The 25,505-nt window shown below is 28.7% G+C and carries 22 protein-coding genes; 1 reads left to right on the top strand and 21 read right to left on the bottom strand.

Translation table 11 applies throughout. The annotated features are described in order from the left end of the window. Window positions 1-55: 55 nt before the first annotated feature. The 20 genes from arsA to CNEONATNEC86_RS03470 form a co-directional block, all read right to left on the bottom strand. Window positions 56-1,804, bottom strand: a complete 1,749-nt coding sequence (gene arsA / locus CNEONATNEC86_RS03560) for an arsenical pump-driving ATPase (RefSeq protein WP_159135542.1) — start codon at window positions 1,802-1,804, stop codon at window positions 56-58. A 75-nt stretch (window positions 1,805-1,879) separates the two neighbouring features. Further along, complete coding sequence (arsD, locus tag CNEONATNEC86_RS03555) at window positions 1,880-2,281, bottom strand: arsenite efflux transporter metallochaperone ArsD (protein ID WP_058293900.1); 402 nt, start codon at window positions 2,279-2,281, stop codon at window positions 1,880-1,882. 111 nt (window positions 2,282-2,392) lie between these two features. Continuing rightward, window positions 2,393-2,710, bottom strand: coding sequence for an ArsR/SmtB family transcription factor (locus CNEONATNEC86_RS03550; protein WP_058293899.1), 318 nt, complete (start codon window positions 2,708-2,710; stop codon window positions 2,393-2,395). A gap of 120 nt (window positions 2,711-2,830) precedes the next feature. Next, complete coding sequence (locus CNEONATNEC86_RS03545; RefSeq protein WP_157065758.1) at window positions 2,831-2,992, bottom strand: hypothetical protein; 162 nt, start codon at window positions 2,990-2,992, stop codon at window positions 2,831-2,833. Next, a complete protein-coding gene (locus CNEONATNEC86_RS21720) occupies window positions 2,989-3,117 on the bottom strand; it encodes a hypothetical protein (protein WP_268259041.1) in 129 nt (42 codons plus the stop codon). Before CNEONATNEC86_RS21720 ends, CNEONATNEC86_RS03545 begins: the two co-directional genes overlap by 4 nt. Before the next feature lie 12 nt (window positions 3,118-3,129). Then, window positions 3,130-3,339, bottom strand: coding sequence for a phage holin family protein (locus CNEONATNEC86_RS03540; protein WP_317079238.1), 210 nt, complete (start codon window positions 3,337-3,339; stop codon window positions 3,130-3,132). Window positions 3,340-4,619: 1,280 nt separating this feature from the next. Then, window positions 4,620-5,714: a hypothetical protein gene (locus CNEONATNEC86_RS03535; protein ID WP_159135541.1), complete on the bottom strand. Its 1,095-nt coding sequence runs from the start codon at window positions 5,712-5,714 to the stop codon at window positions 4,620-4,622. Window positions 5,715-5,733: 19 nt separating this feature from the next. After that, on the bottom strand, window positions 5,734-6,705 hold the full coding sequence (locus CNEONATNEC86_RS03530; protein WP_159135540.1) for a hypothetical protein: 972 nt from the start codon (window positions 6,703-6,705) through the stop codon (window positions 5,734-5,736). Beyond that, window positions 6,692-8,353, bottom strand: coding sequence for a hypothetical protein (locus CNEONATNEC86_RS03525; protein ID WP_159135539.1), 1,662 nt, complete (start codon window positions 8,351-8,353; stop codon window positions 6,692-6,694). The genes CNEONATNEC86_RS03530 and CNEONATNEC86_RS03525 overlap by 14 nt, the downstream gene beginning before the upstream one ends. Before the next feature lie 324 nt (window positions 8,354-8,677). Next, window positions 8,678-9,529 (bottom strand): GIY-YIG nuclease family protein, encoded by an 852-nt coding sequence (locus tag CNEONATNEC86_RS03520; RefSeq protein WP_159135538.1) that lies wholly within the window; start codon window positions 9,527-9,529, stop codon window positions 8,678-8,680. Between the two features lie 165 nt (window positions 9,530-9,694). After that, entirely contained in the window at window positions 9,695-11,284 is a 1,590-nt protein-coding gene (locus CNEONATNEC86_RS03515) for a type I restriction-modification system subunit M (RefSeq protein ID WP_159135537.1), read from the bottom strand. A gap of 31 nt (window positions 11,285-11,315) precedes the next feature. Beyond that, on the bottom strand, window positions 11,316-12,530 hold the full coding sequence (locus tag CNEONATNEC86_RS03510) for a restriction endonuclease subunit S (RefSeq protein WP_159135536.1): 1,215 nt from the start codon (window positions 12,528-12,530) through the stop codon (window positions 11,316-11,318). Window positions 12,531-12,634: 104 nt separating this feature from the next. Next, complete coding sequence (locus CNEONATNEC86_RS03505) at window positions 12,635-15,844, bottom strand: type I restriction endonuclease subunit R (RefSeq protein WP_159135535.1); 3,210 nt, start codon at window positions 15,842-15,844, stop codon at window positions 12,635-12,637. Next, the gene (locus CNEONATNEC86_RS03500; protein WP_159135534.1) at window positions 15,844-16,416 is read right to left on the bottom strand and encodes a restriction endonuclease subunit S; all 573 of its coding nucleotides are present in this window, start codon (window positions 16,414-16,416) and stop codon (window positions 15,844-15,846) included. The genes CNEONATNEC86_RS03505 and CNEONATNEC86_RS03500 overlap by 1 nt, the downstream gene beginning before the upstream one ends. A 287-nt stretch (window positions 16,417-16,703) precedes the next feature. Next, complete coding sequence (locus tag CNEONATNEC86_RS03495; protein WP_159135533.1) at window positions 16,704-17,222, bottom strand: hypothetical protein; 519 nt, start codon at window positions 17,220-17,222, stop codon at window positions 16,704-16,706. Between the two features lie 2 nt (window positions 17,223-17,224). Then, complete coding sequence (locus CNEONATNEC86_RS03490; protein ID WP_159135532.1) at window positions 17,225-18,397, bottom strand: AAA family ATPase; 1,173 nt, start codon at window positions 18,395-18,397, stop codon at window positions 17,225-17,227. A gap of 573 nt (window positions 18,398-18,970) precedes the next feature. Beyond that, window positions 18,971-20,323, bottom strand: coding sequence for a 23S rRNA (uracil(1939)-C(5))-methyltransferase RlmD (gene rlmD, locus CNEONATNEC86_RS03485; protein ID WP_159135531.1), 1,353 nt, complete (start codon window positions 20,321-20,323; stop codon window positions 18,971-18,973). A gap of 277 nt (window positions 20,324-20,600) precedes the next feature. Continuing rightward, complete coding sequence (locus tag CNEONATNEC86_RS03480) at window positions 20,601-21,005, bottom strand: hypothetical protein (protein WP_058293848.1); 405 nt, start codon at window positions 21,003-21,005, stop codon at window positions 20,601-20,603. A 19-nt stretch (window positions 21,006-21,024) separates the two neighbouring features. Further along, window positions 21,025-21,729, bottom strand: a complete 705-nt coding sequence (locus CNEONATNEC86_RS03475) for a hypothetical protein (protein WP_058293847.1) — start codon at window positions 21,727-21,729, stop codon at window positions 21,025-21,027. A 429-nt stretch (window positions 21,730-22,158) separates the two neighbouring features. Further along, window positions 22,159-22,836: a ComEA family DNA-binding protein gene (locus tag CNEONATNEC86_RS03470; protein ID WP_159135530.1), complete on the bottom strand. Its 678-nt coding sequence runs from the start codon at window positions 22,834-22,836 to the stop codon at window positions 22,159-22,161. A 158-nt stretch (window positions 22,837-22,994) separates the two neighbouring features. Between CNEONATNEC86_RS03470 and CNEONATNEC86_RS03465 the strand changes: the two genes are divergently transcribed. After that, the gene (locus tag CNEONATNEC86_RS03465; protein ID WP_159135529.1) at window positions 22,995-24,230 is read left to right on the top strand and encodes a D-alanyl-D-alanine carboxypeptidase family protein; all 1,236 of its coding nucleotides are present in this window, start codon (window positions 22,995-22,997) and stop codon (window positions 24,228-24,230) included. A gap of 55 nt (window positions 24,231-24,285) precedes the next feature. Here the strand turns inward: CNEONATNEC86_RS03465 and asd are convergent, their stop codons facing one another. Next, window positions 24,286-25,371, bottom strand: coding sequence for an aspartate-semialdehyde dehydrogenase (gene asd, locus CNEONATNEC86_RS03460; RefSeq protein WP_159135528.1), 1,086 nt, complete (start codon window positions 25,369-25,371; stop codon window positions 24,286-24,288). Between the last annotated feature and the right edge of the window lie 134 nt (window positions 25,372-25,505).

Genomic DNA, 25,505 nt, shown 5'->3' with positions numbered 1-25,505 from the left:
GTTTCTTCTTCCTTCCATCATTTATAATCTATACTTAAATAATTTTCATTAAAAATTATCTTAATAAATCAATAAGATTTTTATCCTTTACTTCTTCTGCTTTCCATTCAACAACTGCAAAGTTTCCTTCTGAAATTTCATTAACTTTATTTATCCATTGAATTTCATTGCTAGCTTTTGCTTTTAAAACATTATTTTCAGTATTTGTTGCATAAAGACTTGAATTTATTATCCACCACTTACTATAAATATTAGCTCTATCTAAATCAATTTTAAGCCTCATTGCTTCATATACTGGTGTTGTTTCTGCTAATGTAACTACTATTACTTCTGTATCATTCTCATTTTTCAAAGTAGGTAATAATTTTATTACAGATTGTGGTATTTCTCCTTCTGACCTTGAAATTTCTTTATTATAACTTTCTGTTGATTCTAAAAGTAATAATGTATGTCCTGTTGGTGCTGTATCTATTACTACAACTTCATTTTCAGATTTATTAACTATTTCTGCAAAAGCTCTAAATACTGCAATTTCTTGAGTACATGGAGATCTTAAATCTTCTTCTATATAAGCAATATCTTCTTCACTAGCATTGCTTTCTCTTACTTTACTCAATACTTCTTCCTGATATTTTTTAAGTTCTTCCTTTTCATCAATATTGCTTAATGAAATTCCATAGCTTTCATCCAATACAAACTTTAAATGACCTGCTGGATCAGTAGTTGTTAAATGAACTTTTTTGCCTTTTTTAGATAGACCTAATGCTATTGTAGCTGCTATAGTTGTCTTACCAACTCCACCTTTTCCCATTGTAAATATGACTTTTTTATTATTGTTATATAAATCCTCAATAACATTTTTTAATTTAGGTATTGAAGTCATATTTAGAGTATCACTACTGACTTTAATATGATCTTCTTTTAGCAATGATCTTACATTTTCAAGTCCTGTTATATTGTAAGGTCTTAATGGAATTTGAAAAGTTTCAATATTCTTAAGTTTAGCTGGCATATCTTTTAAAGCTTTTTGTTGTTTTTCATAAATAGCAGTTGATAAATAATCATCATGATTTTGTAGCACACCATTTACAATCAATACTTGGTTATTAACTCCTATTTCTTGAAGTTCATGTGAAGCTCTTTCTGCTTCTTTTAATGGTGTATTTTCAGGGCGAGATACAAGTACAAGTGTTGTTTTATTTTTATCTGCTAAAGTCTCTACTGAATTTTTATAAATTTCTTTCTTATCTTCAAGACCAGAAAGCTGTCCTAAACATGATGCACCATGAGTGCTTTCGTTAATAAAATTGTTCCAAGCAGAAGGTAATTGTAACATTCTTAAAGTATGACCTGTTGGTGCTGTATCAAATATGATATAGTCAAACTCTTTAGACGCTTTTTCATCTGTTATCATTGATGAAAATTCATTAAATGCTGCAATTTCCACAGTACATGAACCTGATAATTGTTCCTCCATATTATCTATCACAGCTTGTGGTAGCTTTCCTCTATATGGTGAAATAACACTTTCTCTATATTCAGCAGCAGCCACTTCTGGTTCAAAATTTGCAACCACTAAATTAGGAACATCTTTTATTTGAACTCCTTTATTGTTTAATTCAGTACCAAACACATCTTGAAGATTTGAAGCCGGATCAGTACTTACAAGCATAATTTTCTTTCCATCATCAGCTAAATTTACTGCTACTGCACATGCTGTTGATGTTTTGCCAACGCCTCCCTTACCCGTAAAAAATAGATACTTAGTTAGATTTAATTCTTTTATATCAAATGATTTAAACATAGCTCCCCTTCCTTTCTACTATATTTTCTACTAAAAAATACTCAGTTTTTTTCGTATCCCCTCCAAAATTATATTCTAGCAACATCTACCTTTGCATTTGCAACCACCATTAGATTTTTTTACGCTAGCTTTATTTATATTAGGTTTCTTTATATTAGTTGCTAAAAAGTCTGCCGGTATTTCTAATAAATTGCAAAATTCTTCATTCGTAGGATAACTCCCTATCTTAACTACATCTTCATCTACCATAGTTACAGGTAATACTTGTATACCTTTGCTGTCTAGCAATTGATTGATTTTTTTATTGTCTATAAATGCTTGAGGATTACTTGTGAGGTTGTATCTTTCAATTACAATCCCTTTGTTTTTAAGTGAATTTAGAATAGTTGCAACTCTCAAAAGTTCTGGATTTACAGATGGACCACAAACTCCTGTAGAGCAACACATTGCTGGATCAAAAATTATCATTTTTTTCATAATTAATACCTCCAAAGTAAAATATTTTTGATTCATATCTAAAATTTTCGATATGTATTATATTTTTTAAACCATCAATAAAGATGGTCTTATTAAGTATGTCTTATTATTTTATGTACAGCATTTTGTGTTATCAATGTCAATTTGATTGTTTACTTCTGTTAGTTGTTTTAATAATTCACCTGCATACTTACTACCTTCAGAACTAATTGAATAATAGGTCCATTTTCCTTCTTTACGACCAACTACAATTCCAGATTCACATAGTATTTTCATATGATGTGATAATGTTGATTGACCTATGTTCATCTGTTCTAATAAGTGGCAAGCACATTTTTCACCAGTTTGTAGCATTTCAAGAATCATTAAACGCTTTTTATCACAGAAAGCTTTAAATATGCGAGCATTAAGTACATATTTATTTTCCATGCTATCACCTCATATCTATTTTTTTCGATATGTATATTGTATTCCTAATATCGAAATTTATCAATATATATTTTCACTTACTTTTATACTATTAATTATCCTAGAAAATGTTACTAAGCTTTATTTTTTTATTTCATATAGTAATTCTCCTACCTTATTCTTTATTTCTTCAGATCTTTCAATAGGCATACACTCAGTTTCAATCCACACTCCATTTCCATCCCCTCTAACATAGCATTTAACTCCATCAAAATATTTATCAAGAATTGCTCTTATATTCACCCCATCATATCCTTTAATAATTTACTTACATGAGTATAAAATTTCTGCATTTGCTCATATGCATTTATCATACCTACTGCTCCTTGTGCTTTCCTTGAATGTCCACCTCTTAATCCTATTTTCATCTCTGGTTCCTACTATAACTCTTTCTTATTTCCTTCTTTTAATTGAATTAATGTATCCTGTAATGTTTGTGGAATTGGCAAACCCAATCCCACACAATTTTCTAATAAACTAGTTCCTTCATTTGTCATATAAAAATAGGCTATTAAAGTACGAAATATCCATGTTTCCGCATTTAATAACCTATCTAATAATACTCCAACTATTAAAACTACTAATATCAATGACTTTCTTGCTATTCCAATAAGCTAAATATAACAGTCCACACAAGGCTTGCTTTTACTTCTCTTCTGCTTGCACTCAGTTTTCTTACATCCCTTTCCCATGTACTATCTCCACACATTAGATAATGATTCCCCACCTTGCTAACATCTTATAAAAAATGAAATGCCCACTTGTCGACAAAATAAAAATTCCGTCGGCAAATGGGCGGCAGGCGGCAATTTGTCGCCTTAAAAAATCCTTATAAATGACTCTATTTCTTAACTAACTTAACCACAGTCTCAGCATGCGTGTAGACAATCTATTAATAAATTTTCGCAAATATTTCTTAGCGACCCCCTAGGTCTTTTTATAACAAGCGGAGGATAAAACTAAAACTGAGGCAAGTACTCAATTTGCCATCCCCATCTTGCTATCTTTTTTAGTCTAGTATATCGCAAAATATTCCAACTATACCCTCCTATATTCCTATTCTTCTTCATATCTAAGCAGTAATTATTTAAGCCACTTAAGTAATTTGTTAACCTTTTAAACTCTATAATTTTACTAGCAACTTCTTGAGCATCTTCATTTCTCCAAAACCTATCTTTAATATAGAAGTCTCTGCTACAATATTTAAGATGCTTAATACCTAAAGACTTAAATTCTTTTCCGCAGTATTAACACTTTAACTCAAATGCTTTGCGATGTGTTTTGTCTCACAATCTCTTATATTCCATGGAGCAGTATTTTCTTTTTCTTTCTGTAGCATTCTGCTTAATTTATTTGCCACATTGGAGACAAAGTATATACATGAATCCTTCCTGCATTAACATCTTATGCTGCCTTGCTATCTCTTCACTAAATCTATCTAGTCCGTGCTTTCTGCAATATCCTCTTGCTGAATCTCTTGATAATCTAATTTCATTTGCTATCTGTTTATATCCTCTCCCTTGCTGGCGCATCTAGATAATTTAATTACAGTTCACCCAAATTTTATATAAACTACTAATTTCATTTCTAAATAGCGCTCTCTTATTGTGATCATCTAATCCCGACTCATCAATATAATACAAACAAGCATCTGGAACTACTTCCATGAATTTTTCATTAAAATTAGGATAATACTTTTCTAATAAATTTATGCTCTACATAACCTCTTTCTGATAGTTCATAATATTCATCTTGAGTAATTATGTAATTTAGAAAATCTTTCATATATTGAATTAGATTATTTTTACATAACAATGCTTTCTCTTTGCTCATCCTTTAAATTACCTTATCTCAACTTAGCAATTCTTCTTTATGCTTCTCTAGCTTTCTTTAAAATATTCTTTATATCCATATATCCTAATACATTATGAATCAAATCCTTTTCAAGTACATAGCTAAATCTCTGACAAATTTCATCAACTCTATTCACAAGTTCTTCTATTATGTTAAGTAACTTTTTATTATTAGATTCAGATGTAACATTAACAATGCACTCTTTAAAAATTTCATCAGGAATTGCATATGATTTACTATGTGGTTGAAACTTAGCACTAATCATTTTTCCATTTGTTAACAACCTAATATAGCCAATACTTTTATTTGTCCCATTAATTTTTTTAGTAATTTTATAAACAGGTATTTCAAATATTAATACTGTTTTTAATTCAAGCGGTTTTAAAATATTTTCTTTTAATATACCATCACAAATAATTCCTGCTTTAATTTCTATTGTCTTTATAAACTTCTCTTTCAACTCTGATTTATACTCTCTTGAATACATCCACCTATCGCCATATTCTTTTTTAAAATCAGTTAATACCTTATATAACTCATCTTTGCCAACAAGAGATTTATATTTAGCATACTCTTTTTTATCATCAAATGCATTCTCTAATTCAGTTTCTCTGCCCTGTTCAATATACGCCAAAGCATTCTTTAGATTTTCAATATATGCCGAAAAACTTGGCATTATCATATTACATGTGAATTTATTTTCTTTTTTTCGTTTACTCCCCTTATCTAACTCCGTATCTTCTTCCTCCTCAAGTCTTAAGTCTATTGTATTTAATTTAATGAATGGTGTTCCATTAATATTACAACTTCCTAGGTTTATTCCATATTCCTTAAATATATTTTTAGCAGAATCAACCCGATAGGTTAATAATTCATACATTTTTTCTTTACCTTTTAACACTTTTTCTCTTTGGTATGGGCGCAATGCTTCTTCTGGTATTTTATATGAATCTATTTCAAATTCACACAAAATCAAATCCTCACAAAATGACAAATCCATTCTATATCTTTTGCTTTTATCAAGTTCGTGGACAATATCTTTTAATTTTTCACGAATTTTATTATTTAACTCTTTATCAAACAAACTTGTATTTTCAATAATTATTTTCATTTCTATCCCTTACCTTACCTTACATTTCTAATTTTTGTGAAAACTCTAAAATTTCTTTGAAAAAATCTGATTTACTATAGAGTTTTTCAACATATTCACAATAATTTAAAATAAGCTTTTTTTCATTGTCACTTACTCCTGACACAGTACGCAAATCATTGATGTACATGGAAATCTCATTAATATATTCCCAATTATCCATATGATTCTTTATTTCTTCTTGCATTTTTTGTTTCTTTATCAATTCTTCTTTTTCCATACGTATTCGTTTTTCACGAATCTCATCTTCTTCCCATTGTTTACTTTGTTTTTTCCTGGCTTCTTCTTGCTTTTCTCTTTCTTGATCTATAATGATCTTTTTTGATATTGCATCATGCCTTAATCTCCAAAATAAATCTGATAATTCATTTTCCACAACATCTGAGTTATGAATCTCTATAGCCTGTAATAATTCCCATTTATTATTTTTATCTTTATGTTCAGCAAAAACTTCAAAACACAAATGACCATTATACTCTAACTCGTATAAAGGACTCATTTTTCTATTATCTGTTTTTATCCTATTTCTTAACTTAACTTGCTTTTCATATAATTTACATCTATATCTGCTATTTAATAATGTAACCATAGTATTATCATCATCTTCCATTTTATCAACATATACATTGCCACCAATTTTAGAGATGCAATTTATAAAAGCATTCATAAAGTTATACGCTTTAGTTATTATCTTTTCTGAGGTATCTATACTCATTACAATTGTTTTTCTTCCATCTATGTAAGGTGTACTTTTCCCTTCCATCCTCCATCTTACTCCAAAAGGCAGATTTTTCAAATACTCTTTCTTAGTGATATCCTTTCTGTTATTCATTTCACGATTATGTGCTTCAATCATACTGCAAAAATTCGTTTCAGTTAAAGTGGTATTAATCTTTTTAACCCATGAGCTAAATTCTGTTTCATCATATATATCTATTTCACTGCTTTTCATCAAAATCACCACCTTTTTCGAAACAAAAACCTGCACGGTATAGTCCATCTATTAATCCTTCAATTTTCTCTTCATTATCAATTTTCTCTGGAATTAAATATCTTGGTTTGCTGTCCTGTACAATAGTCGCTAACCCTTGCATAAAAACTCCAACTGTTGGATAATCATAAATACTCATATATTCATGTCTACGATCTTCATCAAATATTCTTCTATAATTTTTCCAAGAATCAATATTATTAAGATGAATTCCCACAATAAAACTTCTTATTGAAGATAAAGCATTAATTGTCTCTTCCATTTTTTCCTTCAAAATATTTTTTCTATTACTATCGTTAAAATCCACTGATAATTTTAATCTTAAATTTAATTCTTTACAGCTATTGTGTAACTTAAGAATGTCATCTATAGATGAAAATAAAAATTCTTTTCCTTTGCTTCCTTTTATATTTCCATTTATTATAGCTATTTTAGTCTTAGTAAATCTAAATAAACCTTTCTCAAACGCTTGGTAATTATCGAAAAAATCTTCCTTACTATACTCTACTGTTTTATATGGAGATTGAAATTCTACAAGACTAGGTGCTCCATATCGCTTAAAGCTGCTTTGTAAATTTTCTATTAAAGATTTTAAGGACTTTTTCTCTTTCCATATTTCATCATTGTTTTTTGCATAAGATATCCTTACTATATAGTTTTCTCCTGGGTCTTCCGTAATTAATCCATTGACAGTTTCAATATATTTACCAGCAGCTACTATTTCAGATGGATAGTTAATATTAGAAATCTGAACTGGTATAAACACACGCTTTCTTTTTGATAACTTTACTCTATTTGAGTCAAGAGAAAGTTGAACATATTCTGGCCAATAATCCAGATCTTTTATTTCATCTTTTAACCAGCAATACATTATCAGCATTTCAAGTTCACCCTTATGATCCTTTATAAACTCTCTATGCTCATTTCTATGGTAAATATCATTAATATCAAATGGGTTTTCTTGATATCTATAGTCATACTTATTTATATGATAAAAAGTCTCCATTTCTCTATCATATTCCGTAACCACATAAGTTTCGTAGTAATGGTATGCAACCTCACTTGCATAATTCAATAAATTCACATGATACTTTCTATATACACTCTTTACCAAATCCACTATTGCATTATCAAGTTCCTTCATTTCTGAAATTGATGGACATTCATTTTGAACTTGTTTATATTCTTGAGCCATTAAAGATAACTTTAAAAATAACATTTCATTCATTGGAATATTTAACTTTTTTTCAATAACATATTCAGCAACCTTGTTATAATCTTCTTCCTTATAAAATAATTCACTGTCTTTCATTTCTTCATAAGCTTTAGTAACATATTTATCCAATCTTATTTTTTTGTCAAAATAATATGAAATTATATAGTCATATGTTTCCGGATAATTTTTTTGAATACCATTCTTAAACTTGTTTACTGTTTGCTGAGTTTTTGCCATTTCATAATCGTAATCATCTAAGTTCAAATAATTATTAAAATAATCAGTTACATACTTAATAATACTCGCCATGTTCTCTGAATGTTTCTTAAAGTCAAATTCATCAATTTTATCTTCCTTTTTTCTCTTTGCAATATACTCTTCCACTTTAAACATTTTCAGTCCCCATTTCTTTTATACAATCAAAATACATATAATATTTTAATTATATCATTATCTTCTCCTTTGTATTCAAAACAGAAAAAAAGACTGACCATGATAAAATTTACTACAACCAGTTTCTTAATATATTATTCAATAATAACACCAGTGCCAAGTTCTTTAAGTGTTCTTACATAATTCAAGGTATCAATTAAACTTAGCTTATATAAAATATTATTTACTTGTAAGCTAAATTGTTAATTCTATAAATATCCCATTCAATGCAAAAAGTACAGACTATTCGTTCAACGAATTTCTGTACTTTTTCATAGTTAGCTGTTATATCTCAGATTCTATTTCTTTTAATGTTTTATTATCTTTGTTCTTCCATGTCTTTGGACCACTAACACTGTTTCCAAGAATAAATTCTGCTGCGGTAGATGAACTGCTAAATAAAATGTCTTCAACCAAAATATATTCTTTTACCTTTCCATCAGTCATATGTTTATTTCTTAAATTTATTACTCCATCTCTTAATGAATTTTTTGATACTCTATCACTAATTTTAGAACCTTTTAATACCACAAATCCATCAGACGTCACCATTCCAATTGCAGATACTCCTTTGTTATTATTGATGTATAAATAATCTTTTTCATTATTATCTGCTTTTCCTTCAGATACTGAATCAAATACTTTATGTCCTAAAATAGGCACTAATATTTTTGCATTATAAATAAATTCTTCTAATTCTGCTTGCTCTGCCTCAGAAACATTAGATCTTGTAGGTACTTTATCATTCATAACTTTATACCTATTTACACTTTTAGCTATTTCATAAAACCTGTTTTCTAAATATTTAATGTGTGCTTTATTTAAGTAATCATCTTTACTTATAAATACTACTGCTTCATTCCAATATTCTTTAGAAGAATCATTAATATGCTGTTTTAATCTTTCTAATATGTTTTCTGTTTCTCCAATATAAATAAGATTAGTTGATTCCTCTTCATTATATCCAAAAAGAAAATATACTCCTGATGTAATTAATTCTTTTCTTTCCTGACACTCTTTATAATAATTTCTTGGAATCTTATATGCTTTACCTGTCCAATTAGATAATTCACATATCCATCTTCCATTTGCATCACCATCTAGTAAATATAATTTTATATTTTTTCCAAACTTCATAACCATAACCCTTATTAATTAATATATTTCAATTACTATATCGTAATTATTGGCATATTAATAATTACTGATACATAAAATACTACAAAAAAGTATCGTTTATTCTTTATGTTTGAGAACAACGTAAGTAAATAAGGAAAAGTTGACTTTTCCTTATTGTAAGTGCTAAATTTTCACACCTAAAATCTTCAATTGTTCATTAATCTCAGCTTCAAGCTCAGCAATTTCCTTATTATCTTGTTCTAACAACTTATTTACTTCTTCTAAATCAATAGGTTCTTCTTCCTCAAAAGTATCAACATAGCGTGGTATGTTTAAATTAAAATCATTTTCTCTAATTTCTTCAATTGATGCTAAATGAGCATACTTTTCAACATCTTTACGTTCTTTATATGTTTTTATGATTTTATCAATATCTTCATCTCTTAAATTATTTTGATTTTTATTTTTTTCAAAATCATTACTTGCATCAATAAATAATATATCTTTATTTTCACGATTCTTCTTTAACACTAAAATTACTGTTGGAATACTTGTTCCATAAAATAAATTCGCTGGTAATCCAATTATTGTATCAAGATAATTCTTCCCAATTAGAGTTTCTCTTATTTTACCTTCTGCTGCACCTCTAAATAAAACTCCATGAGGCAGTACAATAGCCATTGTTCCATTCTTATTTAAATGATATATACTATGCAATATAAAAGCGTAATCTGCTTTTGAAGCTGGTGCTAACTTCCCATACTCACTAAAGCGTGGGTCTTTTAATTTAGTTTCATCATTATCCCATTTTGCTGAATATGGTGGATTTGCAACTACTGCATCAAAGCTACGTGGATGATCAATACCCTTTCCATCTGGTCCATCTGGCCAATCACTTTCCAAAGTATCAGCATTATTTAATATCATATTGTTATAAGATATACCATGCATCATTAAATTCATACGCGCCAAGTTATATGTTGTTGTATTCAATTCTTGACCAAAGTACTTCATGGGAGTACCTTTTGGTAATTCTTGACCTACAGTAAGTAATAAAGAACCTGATCCCATTGTTGGATCATATACACTAAATAATTCATCACATTTTTCCACACCTTCTGTTACTACTTTAGCTAAAATCTTACTTACTTGATGTGGTGTATAAAATTCTCCACCCTTCTTACCAGCGCTTGCTGCAAATTGACCAATTAAATATTCATATATTTCCCCTAAAATGTCTTTTCCATCCTTACCTTTGTATTCAATACTGTCAACTAATTTTACTATGTTGTTAAGTGATTTAGCACGTTCATTTGTGGAATTTCCTAAACGAGAATCTCCTAAATTAATATCATTAAATACTCCACGGAAATCTTTTACTGCCTCTTTATTTAATTCTGCATTTTTATTAAAGTTATCAAAAATAGTTTGATAATCGCTAGGAATAACTTGAGAATCATTAATTTTATTAATCAATGATTGCCATGTATCCTTTGGAGCAATCGCATATCCAAGACTTGCTGAAATATCTTGTAAATAATCTTCAAGCTCTGATTCATCTACTTGCGAATTATATGCTTCATTAATAGACTCTCCATCTATAACATCAATAACATTATTCTTTAACAAATACTCTTCTTGGTGTTCTGATAAATACCTATAAAACATAAATGCCAATATATAATTCTTATACTCTGATGCATCCATAGTACCGCGTAATTCATTTGCCATTGCCCATAATTTATTGGTAATTGATTGTATATTATTACTCATTATTTTATTTCCCCTCTTTTATTAATCTATTTTATACAAACATTTGTTGTAAAAGTCCTTTCTTTTGTTGCTGTAAATGCTCTAACTTACGCTGATGAAAGGTGATAAGTTTATCTATATTTTTTAAAAATTTTCCTATTTGTTGTTGTTCCTCAATACTAGGCAAGCTGAATTTTATTTCTGACAGCGTTGGAAATTGGACACGTTGTTTTTCTGTCAATGAACCAGTGGCATGCATTTTATACAATTGAATAGCTTGAGGTGTTTGTAACCAAACTTTCATATAAAAATCATCAATCAAATTATTATTGGACTTCATGGTTACATAATATCCTGATACTGCAACAGATTTATCCATTTCATTATATCCAATTGCCCCAAGAGTCATATTCATAGGGTTGTAAACAAAGTCCTTTGGGTTAACGACTTTAAACTTATCCTCTTTTTTTACCAAAAACTCTCTATCATATCTATCGGTTTTAGGAGTCAATCCTTTTTCAATAGTCAAACTCCATAATTCAATATTTGATAGTTGAGGATTGATGAACTCTACAGTCTGATGAAATATTTCACCAAGCTTACGCTGTTCCCAAGGCTCAGTAAATCCTGGAAAGCGAAGTTCCGGAAATTTTTCTCCCTCTTTGGGAAACATTTTTTGTAATAATCCCTTCTTCTTATCTTTTAAGTGTTCTAACTTATGCTGATGAAGGGTTATAAGGTTATCAAAACTAAAAATAAATTCTGATATCTTTTTTTGCTCCTCAATTTTAGGGAAAAATGAATCTAGTTTATAAAAAGATTTATGACTCAAGTCCGGAATTGTAGAACTTCCAGCACTATTTAGAATTCGTCGATTCATTATTTCAGTTGAAAGTAATTGAGCTATAAAATGCTTATCAAATAATTGTTTATCATATTGAATTTTAAAAAAATTATTATGAAAACATCCCTCTACATCAGTAACAACAATACCCGTATTACCTGTTCTAGTCATCAGAATATCCTCTTTATTACATATTACACTTTTAGGTGGATTTTCAATATAATACTTTTCATCACAAGTTGATTTTAAAAATTCATTAGTTATATAAAAATACTTATTTTCTCCTTCTGTTAAAAATCGCTGACTTATTGGTATTTGGAGCCCTTGCGACAATTTGAATATATCTTCAAATTGTCGCTTTTCCCAAGGCCCCTCAAATCCTGGGAATCTTATTTTAGGTACATTTTTTTTATTTTTATCCATTTTATCTCCTATCCGAACTGTATATTAAACATTTAGTTCAATAATTAATTTTACCATCATAAAATATTTTCTCGAATAATCTACTTAAGAAAATATAGAATTTATTAATTGTTTATTTGTTCATCTGCCAATTTATATATAGCTTCACGTAAACTATTACGATATTTAATCTTTGATAGGCTTTGAACTTCTTCATCATGTGCTAATGTTGTATAATTCAAAGTTGCCTTTGCAATTATATCTGTTATTTTTCCATTATCATCTAAATCTTGTAATCCATAACGATGCTTGCTGAATAATTCTCTCATTTCAGCACTTGTTATAATATCTGTAATTCCCCACTTAACTCTAAAATCTAAAAATGTTCTATCTAAACTTACATTATTAGCTTGCTCTATTATAACATCACTACTTTGTAATTTCATTGGATATTTTACAATAGCACCTGCTGGTGGATAATGTCCTTTAATAATAGCATTTGCAGCATTCATAATTTTATTAGCATAACTTCTATCATCTAATCCATTAGCAAATTGATCTATCCTATCCTTTGTTTCCTTAGCTTCTTCCTTTTTACCTTCATGAACTTCATTTAATAGTCGCTCCACCAATTCAGTTAAATAGTCATAATCTATCTTAACATATTTTACATGTGTCATCTTTAATTCAATTTGCTGCAAAGGTATATTCTTTTGTTTTGCTATATGTTGCTTTAATTCATTTGTTAAAACTGTTGTAAGCATAACTTCTTGTTCACTTGTCATTCCTAACATTTCAACTAACTCATCAGGTTTATCATAGTTGAATCCTACTGTATTACCATCAACCTCTTCAGAGTTATATTGTTTTAATTTAGCCATACCAGCGTTGTAATTACGTATTAATTCAAGCATCTCTTCTTTTTTCTTCTCAGAAGGTGGTAATTGTTGAAATTCATTAGTTAAATCACTTAATTTTTCAACTATCTCTTTTACTTCATTAAATACATCTTCAAAAGGTTTCGCTACAATTCCATCTTTTTCATTAGATTTACGTTGTTCCTCATCTGATAAAATTGCAGAATCCTTATTTGCATAAATTGCCAAAGCCTTATTCATAAGTTTCTCATTATGTGCAGGCCAACGATAATTAACAATACGTCCCCAAGGTTTATCCTGCATATCTGCAATACGATTTGTTCTTGAATATGCTTGGATAAGACCAGCTCCTTTTAATGTTCTATCAACATAAAGAGTATTAAGCTCTGGAGCATCAAATCCAGTTAGAAGTTGATCTACAACAATTACAATATCTAAGTAATTCTTATCTAATGCACTTTTATTTAAACGACTTGTAACATCTTGTGTATACCCTGCAACATCATCCATTCCAAAACTTGTCTTAAATTCTTTGTTATAGACATCTATTGCTTCAAATAAACCTTTATTAGTTTCTAGCATACTATCATTATTAGAAGTATTTAAACTAAATGTAACTGCAACCTTTAATACTTGTCCATCATTTTTCCTATTCTCATTATTTACTCTTTGAAATTCCCTAAAATACATCATTGCCATCGGTGTACTAGCCTTACCCCCACCTACATGTGTTGTAAGTAATGCATTATATTTCCCCTCATTTGAACGATTTCTCCAATTAGTAAAGATATCTTCCACTACAAGTTTTACATGATCAAGATTTTCATCATAAAAGCTAGGTTCAATTGCATCATCCATATCTTCTTGATTTAAATTATTTATTTTTTCTTGTATCTGTTTTTCAGTCCATTTTGGATAACGCTCTCTATAGAAAGCTGGCAAGTATTCTCTTTTCATTTGTTCTTCATCAATTGTTGTTTCAAAATCCACCTTAAATCCTAAAACATTTCTATCTGCAATAGCTTCACGAATTGTGTAAGCATGTAAAAGCGGCCCAAAAATATCTTCTGTTCTTAATCCACTTGTAGTTTCATCAAACATCGGAGTACCTGTATATCCAACCCAAGCTGATTTCTTAAAAGCTTTCTGCATCTTTTCAAAATTTTCACTACCAGTTGAACGATGTGCTTCATCCACAATAAATACTATATTTTTATCAGGTGCTTTAAAAGATTTACGTTTCACTAAGGTATCAAGCTTTTGAATAGATGTAACAATTATATTATTATCCTTACTTTTTAATTTTCGACTTAAATCTGTTGTATTATTAGTATTTTGAACACTACCTATCATATCTTCACTAGAATCTGGATCATAAGCTCTATAATTTTCATTTGTTTGCTTAGTTAATGCTATTCTATCTACTACAAAAACTACTTTATCAACCTTTGGCATACGACTTGCAAGCCATGCTGTTTTAAAGCTAGTGATTGTTTTACCTGACCCAGTAGTGTGCCAAATATATCCCACTTTATTTGTTCCTAGTTCAAAATCAACTTTTTTTAATTTTTCAATAACATTTTGTGTGGCATATACTTGATATGGTCGCATTACCTTTAAGGTTTGTTTATTTTTTGTACCATCCAAAATCATATAATTAGTAGCCATTTGATGTGCCATTGGGATACTTAACATTGAATCAGCAAACTCTTTCCAATTTCGCACAATTGAATTATCACTTTTTCTCTGCCAATTAAAAGCAAAATCCTTATTGAATTTATCAGCTGTAGTATTTGCCATATACTTCACATTATTTGGGGTAATAGCAACCAAAATTTGTAATGTAGAAAAAATGTCCCCATACTGGTTTTCATCAGAATACTGATGCATTTGATTTAATGCCTCATTAATATCATGTGTATTACGTTTTTCTTCAATTTGTATAATAGGTAAACCATTAATAAGAAGTGTAGTATCAAAGCGGCGATTTTGTTTTCCTGTAATAATTGCAGGACGTTCAATTTGATTAACTACTTGATATACTGTGTCTCCAGCACCAATTTGTTTTTGATCAAAAACAGTTAAAAACACATGACGACCATCATCTAAGTCAATTTCTATTTGAGATACACCATTTAGTCCATATAAAAATTGTCCTGCTTCATAAGGTGTTTTGATATCAGAGATAATCTTTTTAACTTGATTAAATTCTACAACACTTAATGGATGATCAAGAGTATTTTGATTATGGTTCTCAAGAATTTCTTTAAAGTTATTCCAGAGTTGTTCCGTAGTCTTAATATTCGGTTCATACTTCCATAACTTGGTTTTTATTACATAATCACTAGGTTTCTCACTAACCATAAAATCACCAATGCCATCTAAATGTTCCGGTTTAGTGATCGTTCCACTAGTAATATATTGTATTAATTCAGTTTCAAATTGATTTTCAGTCATTATTTGCTCGCCTCCATCAACTTAGCTAATATAATCTTTGATTTAAGTTTTGCTGCCCTATGTTTAAGAGCTTCAAGTCTTAAGTGATTAAAATAAATTTGTCCAATTTTTCTTTGTTTATCAATAGAAGGTATGTTAGGCATTTCAAGTTCTTTGAGTTGCTTTAAAGTATATTTTAAAACTTGAGACCCTTGAAGCCCGATCATGAATTGTTTCCTTATTAGTATATTTTCATTAATAAGATACACTAAAAACTTTGAATCAATATGATTCCCAGGTAATAATTTGACATAGTTTTGTGTATAAAGATATCCTTCATGCTCTTTACTTACAATTGTTGCAATCCCATTAATTAAACTAAATATAACGTCACCCTCACACAATGTACTAACTTTATCTTTAGTTCTAACTTGTTTATTCTCTACATCATCTGATATAATACCTACCAAATCATCTGTTAAATCTGTTTGGCTATAATAAGTAAATACCGATGCATTTTCATCAACAACTTCTGCAATTCTAAATTGAGGTGAACCACTTATAAATTCAACTAATTCATCTAACTTTTTCATATTTATTGTGCCTTTCTAATATTAAAACATCTATTTTTATATAATAATAACATAAAAGGAAATTTATTTCAAACTATAAAAATGTAATTTTTTGAAATTACATTTTCAATGATGTAATTTATCATATTTTTTAATTTCTAACCTCCATCTGTATAAATTTATTTTATGTATTTATTAGTCACCTAAACAAAAAAATTCCCCAAAATAAATTTAGGGAACCACATATAAAACATATTATAAAATTTTCTAAACCTCTTTGAACCTATGCCCTGTTTTGTTTAATTAATTTATTTCAATAAATCAAAAAGAGTTTTCTCTCCCTTGGGTATTTTTGCAATACTTTTATGTTCATAAATTGCTTTAATTAATTCATTAATATCCTTAAAATAGTTTTTTACAAATTCATAACTCTTAACATCACTATATTTTAGATTCTCTTTGCAATATTCACTAGGCTTTTTGCTGGACTTCTTATATTCTTTATATTTTCCTTCTTTATATATTATAAGCATTTCAATTTCAGGTGCTGTAATAATATTGATCACCTTTACCTTATCTTTATAAGCAGCACTTAATTTAAAATTCTCTCTTCTTGAATCTAAAATTCTTAGTACAGTAATTTCTTTGCCAAAAACTTTTCGTAAGTGTTTATTTTCAAAGTTTTTAGCACCACGACATCTAATTACCTCTTCTTCAAGCATCTGCTCTTTGCCAAATTTTAATTTATTATTATCAAGAAGTAAGTCCATTATTGCTTGTTCTGCTGCTCCTTCACAAATACATGCTACATATCCTTCTAATTCCATAATCATACCTCATCAATTCTGCCAGAAATAATAGCATTTTTAAAATTAATATATGATTCATAAACTGGTGCAGTGCCTTGTAAATAACCACTTTGGTAAGCTTCACTTTTTTTAATATCATTTCTCTTCAATATTTTAGAAAGTTTTTCAACGTTTATACCATTTTTATTTCTGACAATATAAATATCATCACTTCTTTCAAATTCATCTAATAATTGTGAATAGTGTGTTGAGAATACTATAGTTGCACCTTTATTATTAACTTTCTCATTCATAAAGAATCGAATTAATGTAGAGACAATTTCTCTATTAAAATGATTTTCCAATTCATCAACAATTAGATATCCCCCATTATTAAAAGTTAGCATGGCATTTAAAAATACATTTATTCCCTTTATAGTACCAGAAGACAAGTAATTATTTAGTTCTAGTGGATCATATAAAATAATTTCTTCTTTTTCTTTAAATTTTAATCTTATTTCTAATTTTTTATCATCATTTTTTAAATTTAAATACTCAATACTAGGATCTAAAAAAGTTATTAACTCTGGAGGAAATTCTCCAGTAAAAGTAATTTGATTTGTATTGGTCAAGTTTATCATATCTCTAATGTAGAAGCGTGAATTATATCTCTTATTTAAGGAAATAATAATACTTACATCTTCCATCAAAAATTCCTCATCTGAATTTCTTATTTGAACTGGATTCAATTTTTCAAATTCAAAAAGGCTTTTTTTAGTTTTTACTGTGCTAAAGCTTTTTCTCCAAAGTTTTTCTTCTTTAATTATATATTTATTTTCACTATCTTGGGATTTATTTTCTTTTTTTACAACGGTTCGTAATTTGTTTATATAATTTTCTTCTGAATAAAAATATGTCTCAAATATCACTTCATCATCATAATTTATTCCATTTAAAATATCGTTGTAAACAATTTTATTGATAGGTTCATTATTTAACATATTAATTACAAAAGATATAGCCTTTAGAATTGATGTTTTCCCTGATGCATTAATTCCTATTAATGCAATAACATTATTAATATAAATATTAGAAAATAATTTATATAGCATTTCATTTTTTTCAGGGCCAACACGTTGTTCAGCAAAAAAGTCTATTTCCAGTTCGTCTTTAAAAAGTTTTAGACCTTTAATTTTGATTTTTAGTAATTTCATCTTTGCCTCCTAAAATCACTATTTTTGTTTTTATACTATATATATTATATTATATTCCCCCTTTATTCAATGTTTATTCAAAATAAACACGTGATTTTCGTTTTTATTTTACATCCTCCCACATATCAGTATATTAGCTCTTGTTCCTTTATTAACATTTGAATATCATATTACTCCTGATTTTTTTGGTAGTTTATCATACCTACATACCGATTCATATTTAGTTTCTGTTATAATTGTAATTTCTCGTTGCTTCAATCTAATCTCTCTTTCTTTTTGTTAAGTTGGGTACATACATATTCCCCTTGAATTGAATATAATCAAGTTATAAACATTGTATCATTAATGATAAAAAGATTTAATATTAAAGTAAATAATATTAAAGCAAAACTAAAAAGTACCTACTCATCTTAAACAAATACGCAAAATATTTACTTTTACGTAAATCTATATAATTTTTTGCATTTTATTAGCCCCCCTAAAATAAAGCATTCCCCAAGACCGTAGTCTTAGGGAACATTAAACACACTTCAATATTAACTTAAAAACTTCTAAACCTTTCATACCGCGCCATTACTTAACTAGCTTAACCACAGTCTCAGCATGAGGCGTATTAGGGAACATATCCTTAACCTTAGTCTGCACAACTTCATATCCTCTTTCAATAAGAACTTTAAGATCATTAACTAAAGTCTTAGGATTACATGAAACATAAATTATTTCTGGTGCATTAAACTTAATTACATAATCAAGTGCTTTTGGATGCACCCCGCTTCTTGGTGGATCTAAAATAATTATATCTGGTTTATCTTTAACTGTTTTAATTATTTCTGCAACATCTCCAGCAAGGAAAGTACAGTTATCTAATCCATTTAGCTTAGAATTTTCCTTAGCTGCTTCAACAGCTTCTTCTATAAGTTCAATACCTATAACTTTCTTAGCTTTTGGTGCAACTATTTGACCAATTGTTCCAGTTCCACAATAAAGGTCAAATACAACTTTATTTTCACTATCTCCCATGAACTCCCTAACCATTGAGTAAAGTTGTTCTGCTCCCTTTGTATTAGTTTGGAAGAATGAAAATGGTGATATGTTAAATTCAAGGCCTAAAAGTTCTTCTCTTATATAGTCTTTACCATAAAGTACATTAACCTTTTCTGGTATTACTGCATCTGATCTTGAATCATTTTCTGTATGTATAATTGAAACTAATCTTCCTGAATATTTTTGATCCCTTAATAACTTTACATATTCACTTAAATCAAAATCTACTTGAGTAGTAGTTACTAAGTTTACTAACAATTCTCCTGTATTTTTAGCTTTTCTTATTACTAAGTGTCTTAAATATCCTTCTGCTTTCATTATTCTATAATAATGTAGATTTTGTTCTCTAAAATACTCTACTGTTAGCTTTATTATCTTTCTGTAATCTTCATCTACAAGCTTACATTCATCTACAGTTATTATTCCAAAAGATTTTCCTATCATATGCATTCCAACACCAAGCGGTGCACCCTTTTCTGCATCTCCGAAAGTAAACTCCATTTTATTTCTGTATTCAAACTGTTCTGGACTGCCTTGAATTCCTAAGTAATTTCCCATTGGAACATCTGCATTTTTAAATAAATCTTTTATTTCTTCACTTAAAAACTCTAATTGCTTTTCATATGATAAATTTTGTGATGAACATCCTCCACATACTCCAAAATGAGGACATACTGCATCAATTTCATATTCTGCTTTATCAATCACTTCAATAAGTTTTGCTTCTGCATAAGTATCTCTTTTCTTTTTAACTCTCGCTTTAACCGTCTGGCCTGGAAAAGCATTCTTTACATATATTTTTTTATCTTCTGCATAACCTATTCCTGTTGACGGAAATTCTGAATTCTCTATTTTAACAATAATATCGCTTCCTCTTCTCATTGCACGCTCCTAAATTTACATTAATATTTTTAATCTATATTCTTAAGCTGATAATCCAAATTTTATGTTTGCTGAATCACTTATACCTATAAATATACATATGAATAGGTATTTTCCTTATTACTTATGTACCTATCCTATTATAATTTAAAAGTTATCTTTACGCCAATAAATTTTATTGGTTAAAATTGAAATTTTACAATAAAAAAGCACAAACTATTTAAATATATTTTTTAATAAGTTTGTACTCAAATTTTTATTTTATATAATTAATATTCTATATATTAAATATTTTTTCGCCTAGAGTCTTTTTAAATTTGCTATTCTTAAGTATTGGCGAATAAAGTGAATTAACTATGAAGTATATTATTAATAGCACTCCTAAAGGCATAACAACCATATATCCTGCAAATTTTATTAAAAAGTCAAAGATGATTAACAAAATACTTGATAATGCTATCATAAGTGATTGATCTAATACATTGCTAAAAATCTTCTTTAATAATGAAGTTTCTTTTATTTCTTCGTTTGCACCATCTTCATTTTCACATTTCTCAGATTCTTCTACTGAAGTTTCACTTTCTACTGATTCTATATTAGTCTCATCAGTTTTATTTTCCACACTTGAAGTATTTTCTTCGCTTTCATTATTGATATCCTTCTTTATTTCTTCGTTTTCCAAAACATATCCTCCTAAACTTTTATTCCATGCTCATTTCTGCATTTGCAAATACATATTTTTTAGTTGATAATTTATAAACAATATAATCCTTATCAGCAAGATATTCTTCTTTTAACCCATCTTTTGTTGTATTACTAACTATTACTTCTTCTTGACCACTTTTCATTTGTTCAATTATAGTATTATTTATGTTAGAATAATCTTTATTCTCTTCTCCTGTAAAGGCTTCTATGTATTTAGCAAAAGCTGTTTCTCCTAAATCAAACTTTCCGCTTTCTATTGCATCCTTACTATCAAATTTCAAGCTTAATTTTAATTGAATTTCTCCACTTGATAAATCTTCTCCATATATTTTTAATCCAAAATACATGCTTTCCATTTTGTTCATTTCTGGATTTTCATTATCAAAATAAATTGCTTTTTCTGTCACTTGTTGGCCATCGATCTTCTTAATCTTCTCATCTAATGAATACTTCAATCCTGTATCTTTTGTTATTTTCTCTACGTTAGCAAGCTTTTCATCAAATACAGTTTTAAGTTCATCTAATGTACGATCTTCTGCCCATTCTCCTGTAAGGTATGCATCTGTCGCATCTGTCTTTTGCTGCTCTTGAGCTGTATTATTTTCTTTTGCTGCTTCATCTTCTGTTTTTCCATTTCCACAGCTAATTAAAGATACACATAATACTAAGCTCATCAATATGCTTGCTATCTTCTTTGACATATATTTTCCCCCTAAATTTTTGTTAATTTTATTATATATGTTTATTAATATATGTTGTTATAAAGGGATTTAATTAAATTGAATAGGCATATAATGCTTAGTGATGTGCAAGCCTGACAGTGTAGCCCATCTTCATCGATAGATAAAGATGTTTCCTTTAACTACTATCAATAAAAATCCACAACATATACTTTATGTTATCATTACAGTATTACAGTTATGTGTCATAATCATATAATGCTTGGCGAAATACGAGCCTAGCAGTATAGCTTATCTTCAGCGGCATATAATGCTTAATGAGGTACTAACTTAGCAGTATAGCCCATCTTCATCTACTAATGAAGATGTTTCCTCTTTGAAGATGTTTCTTTGTTTATTATATAATCTTTCTCTTAATCTTGCAATTATCATAACATATAATCAAATATTTTAAACTTCTATCTTATCTTTAATTTTCTCAAACATTTTTTCACCAATTCCATCCACTTCTTTTATTTGATCAGTAGAAGTAAACCCACCACTTTTCTCTCTATACTCTATTATTCCATTGGCCTTAGCATCACCTATACCATTTAAAGTTTTTAATTCCTCTAATGTAGCAGAATTTATATTGACCATATTACTTGCATTAGTTGTAGTTTCTATATTATTTACAACTGTATTATCTTCAACCTTATTATTTATTTCATTCTTGTTTCTAATATATATTAACTCATGATTTTGTAATTTCTTTGCTCTATTTATATTACTTAGATCAGCTTCTTCTGTTACACCACCTGCAAGATCTATTACATCTTTTACTATAGACTCATCTTCTAATGTATAAACATCAGGCTTTTTTACTTCCCCTTTAATTTCCACAACTATGTTTTTATCTTTTAAAGGAATGCTTTTCTCAGAAAATTCACTTTTAGAATTGCTCTCATTCTCAAAATAAGCTGAATTATCAGACTCATTATTTTGTTCAACAAATATATCTTCATCATTATTTTTTCTTAATTCCTTATACCCATTCCTGTAATAATTAAAACCAAGAATAGTTAATAATATTAATATGACAATATATATGCCAAGCTTCTTTTTATCCTTAAAAAGTTCTTCTAACATATGTGTCCCCTCTCCATATTTATTATATTAAAATTATTGACATATATTATATAAAATACACTATAATTACAAGTGCATAGAAATTTTTATGGAATTAATTATAATTATTTGGTAAAATGTACTGAGTAAGCAAAATAATTTTTATGGAGAATAGAATAATGAAAAAGTATGTAAAGATATTGGTTTTACTGTTTTTAGTTTGCTTTTCATTCTCTAATGCAAAAGCAAATGCAGTGGAAGAACCTAATATTAATGCTGAAGGATCTATACTTATTGATGCTTCAACCGGCCAGGTTCTTTTCGGGAAAAATGAAAATAAATCTTTTGAACCAGCCTCTACAACAAAAGTAATGACAGCATTAATAGCACTAGAAAGTTGTAAATTAGATGAAACCGTTAAAGTCACACAAGACTTTACTTCTATTGATGGTACTGCCATTGGATTATTAACTGGTGATGAGCTAACAATGAAGGATTTACTTCTAGGTTTACTTATGGAGTCTGGAAATGATTGCGCTAATGCAATAGCAATCCATATTTCTGGTAGCATAGAAGATTTTTCAGTACTTATGAATAAAAGAGCCAAAGAAATAGGAGCTGTAAATACTACATTTAAAAATCCAAGTGGGCTTCCAGATAAAGGCCATGTCACCACACCTCATGATTTAGCTCTAATACTAAGAGAAGCAATAAAAAATAAGGATTTTATGGAGATTTCAGAAGTTCCTTACTATGAGATTGTAATGAAAAATAATCCTGAAAGAAAAATTATAGTAAACAATAAAAATCATATGATAAATAAAAATTCCAAATATTATTATCAATATGCTACATGCGGAAAAAATGGATATACAACTGTTGCTAATCATACATATGTAGCTGCTGCTGAGAAAGATGGACATGTTCTAGTTGCATCTTTTCTAAATGCATTAGATAAAAATCAAAATTTCCATGATATGCAGACTGTTTTTGATTATGGTTTCAATAACTATTCTTTAGTAAATTTATATAAAAAAAATCAAGAAGTATCAACATATAAGATAAAGGATAATTTAGAAATTCCCCTTCTTGCACCTGAAGATATAAATTATTATGTAAAAAAAGGTGAAGAAAACAATGTAAGTTCTGATATAACCGTTGAGAATAAAGATTTGAGTAAGAGTTCTTTTAATAAAAATGATCCTATTTTAAAAGGAACTATTTCGGTAAATGGAAAAGAGTTTATTACAACTGATTTACTTGCTGGTGAATCAGTTGATTATGTTCCACTAATGTCAAAAAAGAATTTTCCTGTATTAAGCATTGCAGCTGGTGCTATTGTTGGTTTAGGATTAATCTTTGTAGGCGTTAATTTTTCTAAGAAGAAGTTTAAAATAAGAAAAAGAAAACATTAAAAATGTGCCTTTGGCTAATTATTAAGCCAAAGGCACATTTCTATATATTAAACATCTATTTAGCAGTCAAATATCCTGTAGCTTTTAAATATTCAGCAGACAATACTGCTCCACCTGCAGCACCTCTTAAAGTATTATGAGAAAGTCCTACAAATTTGTAATCAAAAATCACATCTTCTCTAAGTCTACCCATTGAAATTCCCATTCCGCCTTCATAATCTCTATCCAAATTAGTTTGAGGTCTGTCTGGTTCTTCCATATATCTTATAAATTGCTTTGGCGCGCTTGGAAGACTTAATACTACATCATCAGCTTTATAACTATTCCATTTCTCTATTATTTGTTCTTTAGCTGGTTTGTTTTTAAACTTAACTGAAATTGTTGCCAAGTGTCCATTTGCAACTGCAACTCTTACACATTGTGCACTTATAACTGGTGATTTTGCATCAACAATCTTGTCTCCTTCAATTTTACCCCAGATTTTAAGTGGTTCAATTTCGCTCTTTTCTTCTTCTCCACCAATGTATGGAATAACATTATCAATCATTTCTGGCCAGTCATTAAATGTTTTACCAGCACCTGATATTGCTTGATAAGTGCTTACTACAACTTTTTCAAGTCCAAATTCTTTTAGTGCATTTAATGCTGGAACATAGCTTTGAATTGAACAGTTTGGCTTAACTGCAATAAATCCTCTCTTTGTTCCAAGTCTCTTTCTTTGAGCTTCTATTATTTTAACATGCTCTCCATTTATTTCTGGAATAATCATTGGAACATCGTCTGTATGCCTATGTGCTGAGTTGTTTGAAACAACTGGTATTTCATTCTTTGCATATTTTTCTTCTAATTTTTTTGTATCTTCTTTATTTAATGATACTGCACAGAATACAAAATCTACTTTTCCACCAATTGCATCAATATCATCTGAATCCATTACTACCATTTCCTCATATTTTTTAGGCATTGGTTCATCCATCTTCCACTTATCTCCTACAGCTTCTTTATAAGATTTTCCTGCTGATCTTTTACTTGCTGCAAGTACAGTTACTTCAAACCATGGATGATTTTCCAAAAGACATGCAAATCTTTGTCCAACCATACCAGTTGCCCCTACTATCCCTGCTCTTAACTTATTTGACATAAACTCACCTCTAGATAATTTTAATATAAAGTCTCTGTTATAACTTATGATGCTTATATTAAGCATTTACCTACAGTTAGAATTATTTATCTAACCTAAATCTTCAAGACCTTACTTATTTGTTAAATATATGA

This window comes from Clostridium neonatale (assembly GCF_900465025.1).
GTDB lineage: Bacteria > Bacillota > Clostridia > Clostridiales > Clostridiaceae > Clostridium > Clostridium neonatale.
This window is presented reverse-complemented; position numbering and strand designations above follow the sequence as displayed.

Coding starts and splice junctions, on each gene's coding strand:
- arsA (WP_159135542.1), bottom strand. CDS start 1,804: ATGTTTAAATCATTTGATATAAAAGAATTAAATCTAACTAAGTATCTA.
- arsD (WP_058293900.1), bottom strand. CDS start 2,281: ATGAAAAAAATGATAATTTTTGATCCAGCAATGTGTTGCTCTACAGGA.
- CNEONATNEC86_RS03550 (WP_058293899.1), bottom strand. CDS start 2,710: ATGGAAAATAAATATGTACTTAATGCTCGCATATTTAAAGCTTTCTGT.
- CNEONATNEC86_RS21720 (WP_268259041.1), bottom strand. CDS start 3,117: ATGAAAATAGGATTAAGAGGTGGACATTCAAGGAAAGCACAAGGAGCA.
- CNEONATNEC86_RS03535 (WP_159135541.1), bottom strand. CDS start 5,714: ATGAAAATAATTATTGAAAATACAAGTTTGTTTGATAAAGAGTTAAAT.
- CNEONATNEC86_RS03530 (WP_159135540.1), bottom strand. CDS start 6,705: ATGAAAAGCAGTGAAATAGATATATATGATGAAACAGAATTTAGCTCA.
- CNEONATNEC86_RS03525 (WP_159135539.1), bottom strand. CDS start 8,353: ATGTTTAAAGTGGAAGAGTATATTGCAAAGAGAAAAAAGGAAGATAAA.
- CNEONATNEC86_RS03520 (WP_159135538.1), bottom strand. CDS start 9,529: ATGAAGTTTGGAAAAAATATAAAATTATATTTACTAGATGGTGATGCA.
- CNEONATNEC86_RS03515 (WP_159135537.1), bottom strand. CDS start 11,284: ATGAGTAATAATATACAATCAATTACCAATAAATTATGGGCAATGGCA.
- CNEONATNEC86_RS03510 (WP_159135536.1), bottom strand. CDS start 12,530: ATGGATAAAAATAAAAAAAATGTACCTAAAATAAGATTCCCAGGATTT.
- CNEONATNEC86_RS03505 (WP_159135535.1), bottom strand. CDS start 15,844: ATGACTGAAAATCAATTTGAAACTGAATTAATACAATATATTACTAGT.
- CNEONATNEC86_RS03500 (WP_159135534.1), bottom strand. CDS start 16,416: ATGAAAAAGTTAGATGAATTAGTTGAATTTATAAGTGGTTCACCTCAA.
- CNEONATNEC86_RS03495 (WP_159135533.1), bottom strand. CDS start 17,222: ATGGAATTAGAAGGATATGTAGCATGTATTTGTGAAGGAGCAGCAGAA.
- CNEONATNEC86_RS03490 (WP_159135532.1), bottom strand. CDS start 18,397: ATGAAATTACTAAAAATCAAAATTAAAGGTCTAAAACTTTTTAAAGAC.
- rlmD (WP_159135531.1), bottom strand. CDS start 20,323: ATGAGAAGAGGAAGCGATATTATTGTTAAAATAGAGAATTCAGAATTT.
- CNEONATNEC86_RS03475 (WP_058293847.1), bottom strand. CDS start 21,729: ATGTCAAAGAAGATAGCAAGCATATTGATGAGCTTAGTATTATGTGTA.
- CNEONATNEC86_RS03470 (WP_159135530.1), bottom strand. CDS start 22,836: ATGTTAGAAGAACTTTTTAAGGATAAAAAGAAGCTTGGCATATATATT.
- CNEONATNEC86_RS03465 (WP_159135529.1), top strand. CDS start 22,995: ATGAAAAAGTATGTAAAGATATTGGTTTTACTGTTTTTAGTTTGCTTT.
- asd (WP_159135528.1), bottom strand. CDS start 25,371: ATGTCAAATAAGTTAAGAGCAGGGATAGTAGGGGCAACTGGTATGGTT.